Source organism: Saccharothrix xinjiangensis (assembly GCF_039527585.1).
In the GTDB taxonomy this organism is placed as follows: Bacteria; Actinomycetota; Actinomycetes; order Mycobacteriales; family Pseudonocardiaceae; genus Actinosynnema; species Actinosynnema xinjiangensis.
Window position 1 is genome coordinate 723,248 of record NZ_BAAAKE010000001.1, and the last position, 14,402, is coordinate 737,649.

The following is a 14,402-nucleotide window of genomic DNA, read 5'->3' on the forward strand; positions in this document are numbered from 1 at the left end:
GGCGTACCGGTCAATGAACAAAGATGTCCGACTATCGAACGCCCGGAGTGAACGATGGCGTACTACCGCCAGGTCGGTGAGACACCCCGCAAGCGCCACACCCAGTTCCGCACGCCGGAGGGCGGTCTGTACGCGGAAGAGCTGATGGGCGTGGAGGGCTTCTCGGCCGATTCGGCGCTGCTGTACCACCGCCACCTGCCCACGGCGATCGTCGACGCGGTGACCGTCGAGGAGGACCGCGGCGCGCTGTCCCCGAACCTGCCGCTCAAGCCGCGGCACTTCAAGACACCCGATCTGACCTGGGACGACAGCACCGACGCGGTCACCGGCCGGCGCACCCTGTTCGGCAACGCCGACGTGGTGATCGGGTTCGTCCGCGCGTCCGCGCCCAGCCCGCTCTACCGCAACGCGGCGGGCGACGAGCTGCTGTACGTGCAGACCGGCTCGGGCGTGGTCGAGACCATCTACGGCGCCCTGCCGGTGGGCGAGGGCGACTACGTCGTGCTGCCGACCTCGTGCACCTACCGGGTGGTGCCGGCCGAGCCGATGGGCGTCCTCGTGCTGGAGGCGACCGGGCACGTCGGGCCGCCGCGGCGCTACCTGTCGAACAAGGGCCAGTTCCTGGAGCACTCGCCGTACTGCGAGCGCGACGTCCGCGGCCCCGTCGAGCCGCTGCTGGTCGACGGCGAGGACGTGGACGTGCTGGTGCGGCACCGCGCGGGCCTGACCCGGTTCACCTACGCCAACCACCCGTTCGACGTGGTCGGCTGGGACGGCTGCCTGTACCCGTGGGCGTTCAACATCCGCGACTTCGAGCCGATCACGGGCCGCGTGCACCAGCCGCCGCCCGTGCACCAGACCTTCGAGGGTCCGAACTTCGTGGTGTGCTCGTTCGTGCCGCGCAAGGTCGACTACCACCCGCTGGCGGTCCCGGTGCCCTACAACCACGCGAACGTGGACTCGGACGAGCTGATGTTCTACGTGGGCGGCGACTACGAGGCGCGCAAGGGCTCCGGCATCGGCCTCGGCTCGCTGTCGCTGCACCCCTCGGGCTGCACGCACGGGCCGCAGCCGGGCGCGGTGGAGGCGTCGCTGGGCGCGGAGCGGTTCGACGAGACCGCGGTCATGGTGGACACCTTCCGGCCGCTGGAGCTGGGCGAGGCGGCGCTGGCCACCGAGGACCCCCGGTACGCCTGGTCCTGGGCGCGCAGGGGCCCTGACCTGGATTGATCCACTTTTGTCGGTGGGTGGTCCTAACCTGCCGACATGGACGCGCGAGCGGTGCTGGAGCTGGCTCCGGACAGCCGGGTGGCGAACAGCGCCACCCGGTTGGCCGGTTCCTCCGGCTGGCGTGGGACGGGCCGTGACGACACGGCCCTGTGGGGCCTGTGCGCGGGCAGCGGCGCCAGCCCCTACCAGGTGTGCGTCGACCTGGGCGACCGGGCGTCGAAGTGCTCGTGCCCGTCGCGGAAGTTCCCGTGCAAGCACGCGCTCGCGCTGCAACTGCGGCACGTGCGCGAGGCGCTGCCCGTCGCGGCGCCGCCGGAGTGGGTGGCGGAGTGGCGGTCGCGGCGGCAGCGGCGCGTCGCGGCGGCCCCGGACGACTCCCCGGAGGCCGTGGCGCGGCGGGCGAAGGCCAAGGAGAAGACCGCGCTGGCGCGGCGGGACGCGGTGCGGGCGGGCGTGGCCGGGCTGGCCGACTGGCTGGCCGACGTGGTGGGCGCGGGCATCGCGGGGTTGCCCGCGCGGGACGCGGAGTGGTGGCGCTCGATCGGCGCGCGCATGGTCGACGCGCAGGCCAAGGGGCTGGCGTCGGCCGTGGAGGAGGTGCGCCACGTGGTCGCCGCCGGCGGGCCGACGTGGGCGCACGACACCGCCGACCGGCTGGGCGGCCTGCACCTGCTGACCCGGCTGGCGGACTCGCCCGAACTGGCCGACGTGGTCCGCGGCCGCATCGGCTTCTCGGTGACCGAGGAGGAGGTCCGCGCCGGCGAGGGCTGGTCGGACCACTGGGCGCCGCTGCTGAAGCTCGAATCGGACGACGGCCTGGTGCGCACCGTGCGGCAGTGGGCGTGGGGGCGCGCCCACGGCTGGGTGGTGGCGGTGCGGCACGCGGGCGGCGGGGCGCGCCCGGTGGCGCCGCTGGAGCACGGGGTGCAGGTCCGGGGGGTGCTGCACCCCTACCCCGGCGCGCCGCCGCACCGCGTCGCCGTGGGCGGGGAGCTGCTGGAGCGGCCGCCGGGGCCGGTGCCCGTGCCGGGGACGTGGCGGGAGGCGCTGGCGGGCCTGGAGGAGCCGCTGAGGGCCGACCCGTGGCAGCGCCTGCACCCGCTGGGCTGCGCCTCGGTGCGGCCGACCCGCGACACCGCGTGGCTCGTCGACGACGAGGGGCGCGGCGTGCCGGTGCGGGCGGACCTGGCGCTGGACCAGGCGCTGGCCGTGACGGGCGGCGGCGCGTTCGACGCCTGGGGGTTGTGGAACGGGCGCGAACTGAGGCTGGGCGCGGTCGCGCGGCCCGGCGGGGTGCCGGAGGTGGTCGGATGAGCGCCCAGGACGCGTGGCAGGGCACCGTGCAGACCGTCCTGGTCGGCGCGCAGCGGTCCGGCGCCACGCCCGCCGAGCTGCTCGACCGGTGCGCCGAGCTGGGCCTGGCCGCGCACGCCGCGCAGCTGCCGCCCCTCGTGGACGCGTCGCCGCTGGAACCGGCGCCCGGGTCCGGCGACGTGCCGGTCCACCGGCTGGCGCGGGCCGTGCTCGTGCAGGTCCTCGCCCTGGACGACCAGGTGCTGCTCACCGAGTGGTGCGGCCTGGCCAAGGCGGCGCGCGCGGTGGCCGACCACCGCGACCTGCCCGCCCTCCTCGGCCTCGGCACCGCGCACCACGGCCTGCGCCCCGCGATCACCGCCGTGCTCGGCGCGCGCGGCCGGTGGCTGGCGGGCCTGCGGCCTGCCTGGGCGTGGGCGACCGCCGGCGGCGCGGACGACGACGTGCCCCTCGACGAGGTCCTGGACCTGCCCGGCCCCGCCCGGCAGGCCGCGCTGCGCCGCGCCCGCACCCGCGACCCGGCGGGCACGCGGGAGTTCCTGGCCGCCCGGTTCGACGGGCAGCGCCGCGCCACCGACCGCCAGGCGCTGGTCAACGCCCTGGAGACCAACCTGGGCCCGGACGACGAACCGCTCCTCGAACACGCCCTGGACGACCGCGCCATCGGCGTGCACGACGAGGCGCTGCGGCTGCTGCGCACCCTGCCCGCGTCGAAGCTCGCCGAACGCGCCGCCGAACGCCTGCACCGCGGCCTGTGGCTGACCGCCGACGGGTTCGACGTGCAGACCGACGAGCTGTGGACCGAGCACCAGCCCGAACCGGACGAGGCGCGCGACCTGCTCAAGGACGGTTCGGAGACCGGCGTGGCCGGGCGCATCCGGGGCGCGGCGGCGAGCGTGCCGCCGAGGCACTGGACGAACCGCCTGGACACCGACGACGAGGGCGCGGCGGTGGAACTGGCGCGCGGCACGTGGGCGGGCGAGCTGCTGCGCGGCGTGGCGCAGAACCTGCGGCTCGCCGACGACGCCCGCCCGTGGGCCATCGCGGCCACCCGCGCGCTCACCGGCATGGAGCAGCTGGAGATGCTGGCCGGCCTGCCCGCCGAGCTGGCCGCGCGCACGGTCGTCGAGGTGTCCGAGCAGTGGAACTACGACCTGCTCGACCACGCCTGCTCGCAGCTGCCCTCGCCGTGGAGCCCGCGGGCCACCGCCGACCTGCTCGACCGCTACGCGGCGGCGCGCGCGCCCAGGTGGCGCGCCGGCAGGCCGCCCGCCGTGCTGCTGGCCAGGGGCGACGCCGAGGTGCTCGGCGCGAACTGGGCCCGCATCACCGAGCGGTGGCCCGAGCACACCGTCGACCTCGACGTCCTGCGCCTGCGGATGCAGCTGCGCGAGGCGTTCAACCACCGGGAGGTAAGCCAGTGACCACCGAGACCGTGCTGCGGCCCGCCGCGGAGCAGCAGTACGCCGCCGAGCTCGCCGCGCTGGCCGCCTCGGACGACCGGCCCCGCCCGCCGCGCTGGCGGCTGTCGCCCCGGGCCGTGGTCACCTACGTGCTCGGCGGCCGCACCCCGGACGGCGTCGTGATCACCCCCAAGTACGTCGGCGACCGGAGGCTGGTCGAGGTCGCGGTCGGCACGCTGGTCACCGACCGGGCGCTGCTGCTGGTCGGCGTGCCCGGCACGGCCAAGTCGTGGCTGTCCGAGCACCTGGCGGCGGCCGTGAGCGGCGACTCGACGCTCGTCGTCCAGGGCACCGCGGGCACCGGCGAGGACCAGGTCCGCTACGGCTGGAACTACGCGCGGCTGATCGCCGAGGGGCCGTCCGAGGCGGCGCTGGTGCCGAGCCCGGTGATGACCGCGATGCGCACCGGCGCGGTCGCGCGCGTCGAGGAGCTGACCAGGATGCCCGCCGAGGTGCAGGACTCGTTCATCACCGTCCTGTCGGAGAAGACGCTGCCCGTGCCGGAGCTGGGCACGCAGGTGCGGGCCGTGCCCGGGTTCACCGTGATCGCCACGGCGAACGACCGGGACCGCGGCGTGAACCAGATGTCGTCGGCGCTGGCCCGCCGCTTCAACACGGTCGTGCTGCCGCCGCCCGCGACCGAGGACGCGGAGGTGGAGATCGTGTCGGCGCGCGCGGCCCAGCTGGGCCGGGCGCTGGAACTGCCCGCCGAGCCGCCCGCGCTGGAGGAGGTGCGCCGGGTCGTGCGGATCTTCCGCGAACTGCGCAACGGGTCCACCGTGGACGGTCGGACCCAGCTGAAGAGCCCCAGCGGCAGCCTGTCCACGGCCGAGGCGATCTCGGTGGTGACCAACGGCATGGCCCTGGCCGGCCACTTCGGCGACGGCCGGATCACCGCGGACGAACTGGCCTCGGGCCTGCTCGGCGCCGTGGTGAAGGACCGCGTGTCGGACACCGCGGCGTGGCAGGAGTACCTGGAGGCGGTGGTCAAGGAGCGGTCCGAGTGGCGCGACCTGTACCGGGCGTGCCGGGACCTGGTGGGCTGATGGCGCGCGAACAGCCCCTGCCCGAGCGGGTCGCCCTGCTCGGCATCCGGCACCACGGCCCCGGGTCGGCGCGCATGGTCGTGGCGGCGCTGGAGGCCGTGCGGCCGGAGGTGGTGCTGATCGAGGGGCCACCGGAGGGCGACGCCCTGCTGCCGCACGTGCCCCACCTGACGCCGCCCGTGGCGCTGCTGCTGCACGACGAGGCGGAACCCGCGAGCGCGGCGTTCTGGCCGTTCGCCGAGTTCTCCCCCGAGTGGCGGGCGATGACGTGGGCGCACGAGCACGACGTCCCGGTCCGCTTCTTCGACCTGCCGGCCGCCGCGTCCCTGACCGACGCCCCCACCCCTCCCCCGGCCCCGTCCGACCCCCCGCCCTCGCCGCCCACCTCCCTCTTCCCGACCTCCTCCCCACCGCCCACCTCGCCCCTCCCCACCTCCCCCCTGCCAACCTCCGCCCCTCTCCCCTCCACCACTCCCCTCCCCGCCGACCTCCCCTCCCCCCTCCCCGACGTCCCGGACTCGCCAACGCCTCCTCCCGAGGACCGCCCCCGGGCGGCCCTGGACCCCTTGGGGATCCTGGCCGAGGCAGCGGGCTTCGACGACCCGGAGCGCTGGTGGGAGGACGTGGTCGAGCACCACACCGACCCGGCGCACCTGCCCGACGCGGTGGCGGAGGCGATGTCCGCGCTGCGCGAGGAGTTCGCCGACCAGGTGGACACCCGGACGCTGCGCCGCGAGGCCGCGATGCGCCAGAACCTGCGCCAGGCCCTCAAGGACTTCTCCGGCCCGATCGCCGTCGTCGCCGGCGCCTGGCACGTCCCGGCCCTGCGCACCCTCCCACCCGCCGCCACCGACGCCGCCGCCCTGAAGGGCCTGCCGCGCAGGAAGGTCTCGGGCACCTGGGTGCCGTGGAGCCACGGCCGCCTGGCCACCGACTCCGGTTACGGCGCGGGCGTGGCCTCACCCGGCTGGTACGCGCACCTGTGGGAGTGCGCCGACCGGGGCGACGCGGTGCCGCGCTGGTTCGCCCGCGCGTGCGCGGTGCTGCGGTCCGAAGACCTCCCGGCGTCGACCGCGAGCGCCGTGGAGGCGGTCCGCCTGGCCGACACCCTCGCCGCCCTGCGCGGCCGCCCGTCACCGGGCCTGTCCGAGGTGATGGAGGCGGCGCTGGCGGTCCTGTGCGGCGGCGACGAGACCCCGCTGCGCCTGATCCACGACCAGCTCGTCATCAGCGAGCGCCTGGGCGAGGTGGGCGACGGCGTGCCCACGTCCCCCCTGGCCGCCGACCTGGACCGCCTGCGGCGCAGGCTCCGCATGCCGGCGCCCGCCGTGCGCAAGGCGATCCGCCTGGACCTGCGCAAGGACACCGACCGCGAACGCTCGAAGCTCCTGCGCCGCCTGGAAGTCCTGGACGTCCCCTGGGGCACCCCGGACGGCACGCGCACCCTGGGCACGTTCGCCGAGGCGTGGCAGCTGCACTGGCAGCCGGAGTTCGCCGTGTCCCTGGCCGTCGCCGCCCGCCACGGCACCACCGTCGAGGCAGCCGCCCGCCAGGTCCTGACCACGCGCGCCACCGGGGCGACCCGCGTGGTCGACGCCGCCGAGGTCCTCAGCCGCGCCGTGGGTTGCGAGATCCCCGAGGCGGTCACCGCGGCACGCCAGGCCCTGGACCGCCGCGCCGCGGCGGCGACCGACGCCCTGGAACTCCTGACCGCCCTGCCGGACCTGGCCACCACGGTCCGCTACGGCTCGGTCCGGGGCACCGACCCCGACCTGCTGCGCACAGCCCTGCACGGCCTGCTCGCCCGAGGCGCGGTCGGCCTGCCGCTGGCGTGCCGGGGCGTGGACGACGACACGGCCGAACGAGCCCTCAAAGCCATCGACGGCGCGGAAGACGCGGTCCGCCTGGCAGCCGACGACGAGCACCGCGACACGTGGCAGCGAGCGCTGCGGTCCCTGGTGGCGATGCCCGACGCACACGGCCTGCCCACCGGCCGCGCCACCCGGCTGCTGTGGGAGACCGGCGTGCTCGACTCCGACGCGGTCGCCGCACGCCTGCACCGAGCGGTGTCGGCGGGCGCGGCAGGCGCGGGCAGGTTCAGCGCGACAGGCCCCGACTCCACGGCCGGCGGCGGCTCCACGGGCGCCACGGCTTTCGTGGCGGGCTTCCTGCGCGGGTCGGCGGCGCTGCTCACCGCGGACCCGAGGCTGTTCGGCGTGGTCGACGAGTGGCTGACCGGCCTGCCCCGCGCGGACTTCGAGGCCGCGCTGCCGCTGCTGCGCCGGGCCGTGACCGAGTTCAGCCCGGCGGAGCGGCGGATGCTCGGTGACCGGGTCCGGGGCACGGCAGCCGGCTCGTCCGCCGGTCCGGGTGGCTCGGGTGACTGGGACGAGGCTCTGGCAGGTCGCCTGGTCGAGCACGTGCGGGCGTTGCTGGCGGGGGTGCCGGGTGCCGGGGCCGGGGCGAAGGCCGGGGCGGGTGTCGCAGCAGGGGCGGGCGCCGGGGTCGAGGCGGGTGCTGAAGCCGGGGCCGGGGTGGGTGTCGCAGCGGGCTCGGAGGCCGGTGCCGGTGCCGGTGTCGGCGCCAGGGGCGGGAGCGGGATGGGTGTGGAGGTGGGTGGGTGACGTGGGTGTGGTCGGCGTTCCTCATGTTCCAACCGATGAACGAGAACGCCGTTTCCGTACATTTTCGGCCGATGATCACCCGATCGTGTATCTCGGGGAGGGCTCGTGAACCACGATATCGCAGGTGAGCGCGAGCGGCGGTGGCGGTTGCTGCTCGGGGGTGCGGCCGGTGACCTCGGGGTGCTCGGTGAGGACGACCAGCGTCGGGACGGGGCGTTGACCGGGCTCTACGGCGGTGGGGGTGACGCGGTGGAGACCGGGGGCAAGCGCGGCGCCGGGCTGGGTGGCTCGTCGCCGGTCCTGCACCGGTGGCTGGGTGACATCCGCACCTACTTCCCCGGCTCGGTCGTCCAGGTCATGCAGCGGGACGCGGTGGAGCGGCTCGGGTTGCGCCAGTTGCTGCTGGAGCCGGAACTGCTGTCGAGCGTCGAGCCGGACGTGAGCCTGGTCGGCACGCTGGTCTCCCTCTCCAGCGCCATCCCGGCGCGCACGCGCGAGACCGCCCGCGCCGTGGTGCGCCGGGTCGTCGAGGACATCGAGCGCCGGCTGGCCGACCGGCTGCTGGCGGCCGTCCGGGGTGCGGTCGACCACTCACGCCGCACGCGCCGGCCACGTCTGTCCGATGTGGACTGGAATCGCACGATCCGGGCCAACCTCCGCCACTACCAGCCCGAGCAGCGCACGGTCGTCGTGCAGGACCTGGTCGGCAACAGCCGGCGCAGCAGGCAGGCTTCGCTGCGGGACGTCATCCTGCTGGTCGACCAGTCCGGGTCGATGGCGGAGTCGGTCGTCTACTCGGCGGTGCTGGGCGCCGCGCTGGCTACGTTGAGGTCGGTCGAGACGCGGCTGGTCGTGTTCGACACCGAGGTGGTCGACCTGACCGACGACCTGGACGACCCGGTGGACCTGCTGTTCTCCACGCAGCTGGGCGGCGGCACGGACATCAACCGCGCGGTGGCCTACGGGCAGTCGCTGGTGCGCCGGCCCACGGACACGGTGATGGTGCTGATCAGCGACCTGTACGAGGGCGGCGTGGCGCGCGAGCTGCAACGCCGGGTGCGGGAGCTGGTGAGCAGCGGGGTGACGGTCGTCGTGCTGCTCGCGCTGTCCGACAGCGGCACCCCGGCTTACGACCACGAACTGGCCGCGCGGCTGTCGGAGCTGGGCGCGCCCGCGTTCGCCTGCACGCCGGACCGGTTCCCGGACCTGTTGGCGACGGCGCTGCGCCGGGAGGACGTGGGCGCTTGGGCCGAGCAGAGCGGCATCCCGGTAGGCCGTTGACGTGAACCACCGACACCCCGGCTGATCAGGTGCGTGAGGTGGGACAAGCGCACGGAGGCGAGCGGGGTGAGCGGGGCTGGCGAGGCCGAGAGGGCGAGAGGGGCCAGGAGGGCGCGCAGGGCCAAGAGGGCGAGAGGGCGAGCAGGCGCGGGCCGGAGTTGGGGAGCGGCACGAGCGCCGGGACGGCTCCGGGCAACCCCGAGCGGGTTCAGGCACCCCGGGCAACCCCGAGCGGGTTCAGCGGATGACCACGCGTCCCAGGGTCAGGAACGGCGCGCCGCGGGTGAGCACCACCGCGCGCCCCCGCGGGTCCGGCCCGGCCAGCCACACCTGGCCGCCGCGGCGGATGTTCTCGCGCACGCGTTCCGGGATCTCGGGCAGCCGCAGGAACGTCCGGTCGGACCCCTCGGTCTCCAGGTACGCCTGCCACCCCACGCGGGCGCGCCCGGGCACGAAGTTCACCGCAACGGGGTGCCTCGGGTAGGTGTCGAGCAGTCGCCGCAGGCTGCGGCGCGAGCAGAAGTGCCGCAGGCCGGGCACGGCGAACTCGACGCACAGCGGGCTGAGCACGAACACCCACCGGGACCCGATCCACTCCGACACCAGCCACAGCACGACGAACGCGAGCAGGGCGATGCCGATGAACCCGACGGCACGGCGGTCCGCCTGGTTGAGGCACTTGTGCACCCACGTCTCGCCCACCGCTGCTCCCCGCACGCCACAGGATGTCCTACGTCGGGATTTCCGGTCGGCGCGCCGGCGAAACTCAGCCGCGTGACACCTTCGCGGGAAACAGCCGGGGCACGCCGCGGAACGTCACCACGGTGTTGCCGGTCCGGTCGGGGGGCACGACCCAGGCCCGCCGGTGGCGGCTGATGCGCCCGCGGGCGAGTGGTCCGGCGTTGACGTCGAGCACGAGCGGTCGCGTGCCGTGGACGACGAGTCGCCCGCCGCGCCAGTGGACGCGCACGTAAACCCACGTCTGGTCGCCCAGGAGGTGGGTGGACGGCTGGGGCCGGGTGAGGTTGAGGCCGAGGACGAGCGCGGAGAACGCCAGCAGCGCGGGCGACAGCGAGGGCGGCTCGTCGGGGCCGAGGACGAGGGCGAGCTGGAGCAGGAAGGCGAGCACGGCGAGGGCGACCCAGCCGAACGCCCGGCGGCCGGACTTCTCCAGGCAGTGCCGGGTCCACGGGTCGTCGAGGGCCGAGCCTTCGGTGGACGGCTTGTTCGGCACGACCACGGGTCACCTCCGCCGGGGGGCGTGACCAGGTTACGGCGGCGGGGTCGGGCCGGGGAACGGCCGGCCGGTCCCGGTCCTCGGACGGGTCGCTCCGCCGCTGTGCGGGTCGGCGCGCGGTGGTTACCGTGGCCGGTGGGTGCGGGCGAGCCCGGAGCAGTACGCCGGTCGTGGGACTTCCGCCGCCGGCCCTCACCAAGTTAGGCTGCCCTAAGTTGGGAGGTGAGCGGTGAACGAGACGCGTCGACCGCCCGCACCGCACCCGGCGGAGCGAGCGCGCACGATCGCCGCCCGGGGTGGGCGCGCGGCCCTGTTGCCGTCGGACGGCACGGAGAGCCGGGTCACGCCGGTGCTGCACCACGTCCACCCGCGCGGCGACGTGACGGTCCTGCTGCCCGACGAGCACCCGCTGGTCGAGGCCGGGCGCCGGGCCGAGCTGACCGCGATGCTGGAGGTCGCCGACCACGCGCCGGTGCAGTTGCGGGAGCCCGTGCGCGGCCTGCTGTGGATCACGGGCTGGTTGCGCACGCTCGACCCGCGGGAGGCCCGGGTGGCGGGCCTGGAGGTCGCCGACGACCGCCCGGACCCGCGCCTGCTCGACGTCGGGCACGGCGTGAGCGTGCTGAGGCTGAGCCCGGCCTCGCTGGTGGTGGCCGACGCCGAGAGCACCACGTCGCTGCGGCTGGAGCTGTTCGCGCAGGCCGAGCCCGACCCGTTCGCCGCGCACGAGGACCACTGGCTGCGGCACCTGGAGCTGTCGCACCGGGACGTCGTCGGCCTGCTCGGCCAGCACCTGCCGGAGCACCTGCGGGGCGGTCACGTCCGCCCGCTGGGCCTGGACCGCTTCGGCCTGCGGTTGCGGGTGGAGATGTCCGACGAGGACCACGACGTGCGGATCGCGTTCTCCCGGTCGGTGGGCACCGCGCAGGAGCTGGCGGTCGAGCTGCGCAGGCTGATGGGCTGCCCGTTCCTCGCCCAGCGCCGTTAACGTACGCGGGTGATCGAACCACTCGACGCCCGTGAGCGCCGCGGCTACCAGGTCGAACTGCTGCTCGTCTTCGCGATGACGCTCGGCCTGTCCGGGTTGCGCAGCCTGGTCCGCCTGCTGGACAGCCTGCTCAACCCGGTGCCGCTGAACGAGCAGAAGGTCGCGATCAACGTCCCGCAGGCCCGGTTCGACCTGCTCGACCTGGTCGCGCAGCTCCTCGGCGTGCTCCAGCTGGCGGCGTGGGGAGGGCTGGGCCTGTACCTGCTGTGGCGCGGCGGCATCAGGTTGAGGACCCTCGGCCTCGACCGCGCCCGCGTCGGCCCGGACGCCCTGGGCAGCCTCGGCCTGGCCGCCGTCATCGGCATCCCCGGCCTGGTGTTCTACCTGGTGGCGTGGAACCTGGGGCTCAACCTGGCGGTGCAGCCGTCGACGCTCGACGAGGCGTGGTGGCGCAGCGTGGTGTTGATCCTGTCCGCCATCGGCAACGCGTGGGCCGAGGAGGTGCTGGTCGTCGGGTACCTGATCACCCGGCTGCGGCAGCTCGGCTGGGGTGGGAACACCGCCCTGCTGGCGAGCGCCCTCCTGCGCGGCTCGTACCACCTGTACCAGGGCTTCGGCGGGTTCATCGGCAACGTGGTGATGGGCCTGGTGTTCGGCAAGGTGTGGCAGCGGACGAACCGGCTGTGGGTGCTGGTGGTCGCGCACGCGCTGCTCGACGTGGTCGCGTTCGTGGGCTACTCGCTGCTGCGCGGGCACGTCTCGTGGCTGCCGTGACCCCGGACCGATCACGTCGAGCAACGTTCGTCCGGCCGGGATCCCTGATCACGCAACAAATCGCCGCTGTGATGCCGGCTTGCGTTCAATCTCGCCGAAATGAGCCGTTCCCAGCTGCTGTTACCGCCGGCACCGGGTTACCCTCGGGAGCGTGACCGCGCACATCGCACAGACCGAGACCCAGCCCGGGGCCGACCCCGCACCGGCGCCCCGGGTCGACAGCGAGGTAGGCCCCCTGCGCACGGTGCTGCTGCACCGCCCCGGCGCCGAGTTGAAGCGGCTGACCCCGCGCAACAACGACCAGCTGCTGTTCGACGGCGTGCCGTGGGTGGACCGCGCCCAGGAGGAGCACGACGCGTTCGCCGAGGTGCTGCGCGGGCGCGGGGCCGAGGTGCTGCTGCTGGCGGACCTGCTGGTCGACGCGCTGCACGACGACCGGGCGCGGATCGCGGGCATCCACAGCGCGGTCGACGAGCGGCGGCTGGGCCTCGACCTGGCCGACGCGCTGCGCTCCCACCTGACCTCGATCGGCCCGGAGCCGCTGGCGACCGCGCTGATGACCGGCATGACGTTCGAGGAGCTGCCCGCGGCCGAGGGCGCCTCGCTGGTGCGCAAGATGCACCACCCGCACGACTTCGCGGTGGCGCCGCTGCCGAACCTGCTGTTCACCCGCGACTCGTCGGTGTGGGTGGGCGACCGGGTGGCGATCACGTCGCTGGCGCTGCCCGCGCGCGACCGGGAGACCGCGCTGACCGACCTGATCTACGCCTACCACCCGCGGTTCCACAAGACGGGCCGCGCGTACGGGGCGCACTCCGCGCCGGTCGAGGGCGGCGACGTGCTGCTGCTCGCGCCGGGCGTGCTGGCGATCGGCGTCGGCGAGCGCACCACGCCCGCGGGCGCCGAGTCGTTCGCCCGGTCCGCGCTGGCCGACGGCCTGGCGCACACCGTGCTGGCGGTGCCGATCACGCAGGAGCGGGCGACCATGCACCTGGACACGGTGTGCACGATGGTCGACCGGGACGCCGTGGTGATGTACCCGGCGGTGCGCGACAACCTGGACGCCTTCCCGGTGCGGTCGGACGGCGCGGGCGGCGTCGTGGTGGGCGACCGGCTGCCGTTCCTGGACGCGGCGGCCGAGGCGATGGGCATCGAGCGGCTGCGGGTCATCGACACCGGCCTCGACCCGGTCACCGCGGAGCGCGAGCAGTGGGACGACGGCAACAACACCCTCGCCGTCGGGCCCGGCCTGGTGGTGGCCTACGAGCGGAACGTGGAGACCAACGCGCGCCTGGAGGACGCGGGCGTCGAGGTGCTCCGGATCAGCGGCTCCGAGCTGGGCTCCGGCCGCGGCGGGCCGCGCTGCATGTCGTGCCCGATCGACCGCGCGGCACTCGTGTGAAATAGGCCCGGAAGGGTTGCCTAAGCTTTCTTCGGCAACCCTTCCCTTAATTTGCAGAGCCTTGCCTTTAATGCATTGAAGCGCATTGCGCGCTATTCTGCGCGTCATGGCCCTCAACTTGACGAAGATTTCCTCCTCGCGCGAGTCGAAGTTCCACGACCTGCTCCGGGCACAGGTCCGCAACGAGTTCACCGCCTCCCAGCAGTACGTGGCCATCGCGGTCTGGTACGACGGCAACGACCTGCCGAGGTTGGCCGCGCACTTCTACAAGCAGGCCCTCGAAGAGCGCAACCACGCGATGATGATCGTGCAGCACCTGCTGGACATCGGGTTGCCGGTGACCATTCCCGGGGTGGACGAGGTGCGCAACGACTTCGCCGCGCCGCGCGAGCCGGTCGCGCTCGCGCTGGAGCAGGAGAAGACCGTCACCGAGCAGGTCGTGGCGCTCGCCAAGACCGCCCGCGACGAGGGCGACTACCTCGGCGAGCAGTTCCTCCAGTGGTTCCTCAAGGAGCAGGTGGAGGAGGTCGCCTCGATGAGCACGCTGCTGACCGTGGTCGACCGGGCCGAGGGCAACCTGTTCCACGTGGAGAGCTTCCTGGCCCGCGAGGGCGTGGGCGAGGGCGCCGACCCGACCGCGCCGCGCACGGCGGGCGGCGCGCTCTGAGCACCGCGAAGGGCCCCCGGCGGCGGGGGCCCTTCGCCGTTCACAGCACGGGCGGTGGCCGGAACGCGCCGTCGGCGTCCGGGGTGAACTCGTGCACGGCCACCACGTGGTCGGTCGGGATCGGCCCGTAGACGTGCGGGAACCACGGCCCGGACTCGTCGCCGTCGCCCGGTTCCCACAGCACCGGCAGGCCCTCGGGGTCGACCACCAGCAGCACGAGGTCGTGCCTGCCCGCGTACAGCCGGTTCGCGGGCAGGTGCGCCGTGCCGGGGTCCGAGCAGTGCACGAACCCGTCCGGGTCGAGCGGGATCGCGCCGGCCTCGCGGTCGCGCGCCCAGTCCTCCCTGGCGCTGATCCGCAGGATCACACGACCTCC

Annotated in this window: 13 protein-coding genes; 10 read left to right on the top strand and 3 right to left on the bottom strand. The window is 74.6% G+C overall.

The genetic code is table 11. The features are described from left to right. Positions 1 to 54 precede the first annotated feature (54 nt). The 6 genes from ABD223_RS03445 (at position 55) to ABD223_RS03470 (ending at position 8,958) form a co-directional block, all read left to right on the top strand. Positions 55 to 1,230: a homogentisate 1,2-dioxygenase gene (locus tag ABD223_RS03445; protein ID WP_344034343.1), complete on the top strand. Its 1,176-nt coding sequence runs from the start codon at positions 55 to 57 to the stop codon at positions 1,228 to 1,230. Positions 1,231 to 1,266: 36 nt separating this feature from the next. Then, complete coding sequence (locus ABD223_RS03450) at positions 1,267 to 2,544, top strand: SWIM zinc finger family protein (RefSeq protein ID WP_344034344.1); 1,278 nt, start codon at positions 1,267 to 1,269, stop codon at positions 2,542 to 2,544. Beyond that, positions 2,541 to 3,968 carry a DUF5691 domain-containing protein gene (locus ABD223_RS03455; RefSeq protein ID WP_344034345.1) on the top strand — a complete coding sequence of 476 codons (1,428 nt, stop codon included), beginning with the start codon at positions 2,541 to 2,543 and terminating at the stop codon, positions 3,966 to 3,968. Before ABD223_RS03450 ends, ABD223_RS03455 begins: the two co-directional genes overlap by 4 nt. Continuing rightward, positions 3,965 to 5,053, top strand: coding sequence for an ATP-binding protein (locus ABD223_RS03460; RefSeq protein ID WP_344034346.1), 1,089 nt, complete (start codon positions 3,965 to 3,967; stop codon positions 5,051 to 5,053). Before ABD223_RS03455 ends, ABD223_RS03460 begins: the two co-directional genes overlap by 4 nt. Then, the gene (locus tag ABD223_RS03465; RefSeq protein WP_344034347.1) at positions 5,053 to 7,677 is read left to right on the top strand and encodes a DUF5682 family protein; all 2,625 of its coding nucleotides are present in this window, start codon (positions 5,053 to 5,055) and stop codon (positions 7,675 to 7,677) included. Before ABD223_RS03460 ends, ABD223_RS03465 begins: the two co-directional genes overlap by 1 nt. A 105-nt stretch (positions 7,678 to 7,782) precedes the next feature. Continuing rightward, a complete protein-coding gene (locus tag ABD223_RS03470) occupies positions 7,783 to 8,958 on the top strand; it encodes a VWA domain-containing protein (RefSeq protein WP_344034348.1) in 1,176 nt (391 codons plus the stop codon). Between the two features lie 237 nt (positions 8,959 to 9,195). Here the strand turns inward: ABD223_RS03470 and ABD223_RS03475 are convergent, their stop codons facing one another. After that, a complete protein-coding gene (locus tag ABD223_RS03475; RefSeq protein ID WP_344034349.1) occupies positions 9,196 to 9,660 on the bottom strand; it encodes a hypothetical protein in 465 nt (154 codons plus the stop codon). 64 nt (positions 9,661 to 9,724) lie between these two features. Then, positions 9,725 to 10,198 carry a hypothetical protein gene (locus tag ABD223_RS03480; RefSeq protein WP_344034350.1) on the bottom strand — a complete coding sequence of 158 codons (474 nt, stop codon included), beginning with the start codon at positions 10,196 to 10,198 and terminating at the stop codon, positions 9,725 to 9,727. 226 nt (positions 10,199 to 10,424) lie between these two features. Here ABD223_RS03480 and ABD223_RS03485 point away from each other — a divergent pair, with 226 nt between their 5' ends. The 4 genes from ABD223_RS03485 to ABD223_RS03500 all read left to right on the top strand — a co-directional run bounded on the left by ABD223_RS03485 (position 10,425) and on the right by ABD223_RS03500 (position 14,026). Further along, entirely contained in the window at positions 10,425 to 11,183 is a 759-nt protein-coding gene (locus ABD223_RS03485) for a DUF2470 domain-containing protein (RefSeq protein WP_344034351.1), read from the top strand. A gap of 9 nt (positions 11,184 to 11,192) precedes the next feature. Further along, positions 11,193 to 11,957 carry a CPBP family intramembrane glutamic endopeptidase gene (locus tag ABD223_RS03490; RefSeq protein ID WP_344034352.1) on the top strand — a complete coding sequence of 255 codons (765 nt, stop codon included), beginning with the start codon at positions 11,193 to 11,195 and terminating at the stop codon, positions 11,955 to 11,957. Positions 11,958 to 12,108: 151 nt separating this feature from the next. Beyond that, on the top strand, positions 12,109 to 13,359 hold the full coding sequence (locus ABD223_RS03495) for an arginine deiminase (RefSeq protein WP_380647299.1): 1,251 nt from the start codon (positions 12,109 to 12,111) through the stop codon (positions 13,357 to 13,359). A 106-nt stretch (positions 13,360 to 13,465) separates the two neighbouring features. After that, complete coding sequence (locus tag ABD223_RS03500) at positions 13,466 to 14,026, top strand: ferritin (protein WP_344034353.1); 561 nt, start codon at positions 13,466 to 13,468, stop codon at positions 14,024 to 14,026. A 40-nt stretch (positions 14,027 to 14,066) separates the two neighbouring features. Here ABD223_RS03500 and ABD223_RS03505 read toward each other — a convergent pair whose 3' ends face one another. Beyond that, positions 14,067 to 14,393 (bottom strand): DUF952 domain-containing protein, encoded by a 327-nt coding sequence (locus ABD223_RS03505; protein ID WP_380647301.1) that lies wholly within the window; start codon positions 14,391 to 14,393, stop codon positions 14,067 to 14,069. Positions 14,394 to 14,402 lie beyond the last annotated feature (9 nt).

Excerpts from the sequence above, each read along its gene's own strand:
- ABD223_RS03500 (WP_344034353.1), top strand. The coding sequence starts at position 13,466 with ATGGCCCTCAACTTGACGAAGATTTCCTCCTCGCGCGAGTCGAAGTTC.
- ABD223_RS03455 (WP_344034345.1), top strand. The coding sequence starts at position 2,541 with ATGAGCGCCCAGGACGCGTGGCAGGGCACCGTGCAGACCGTCCTGGTC.
- ABD223_RS03445 (WP_344034343.1), top strand. The coding sequence starts at position 55 with ATGGCGTACTACCGCCAGGTCGGTGAGACACCCCGCAAGCGCCACACC.
- ABD223_RS03450 (WP_344034344.1), top strand. The coding sequence starts at position 1,267 with ATGGACGCGCGAGCGGTGCTGGAGCTGGCTCCGGACAGCCGGGTGGCG.
- ABD223_RS03465 (WP_344034347.1), top strand. The coding sequence starts at position 5,053 with ATGGCGCGCGAACAGCCCCTGCCCGAGCGGGTCGCCCTGCTCGGCATC.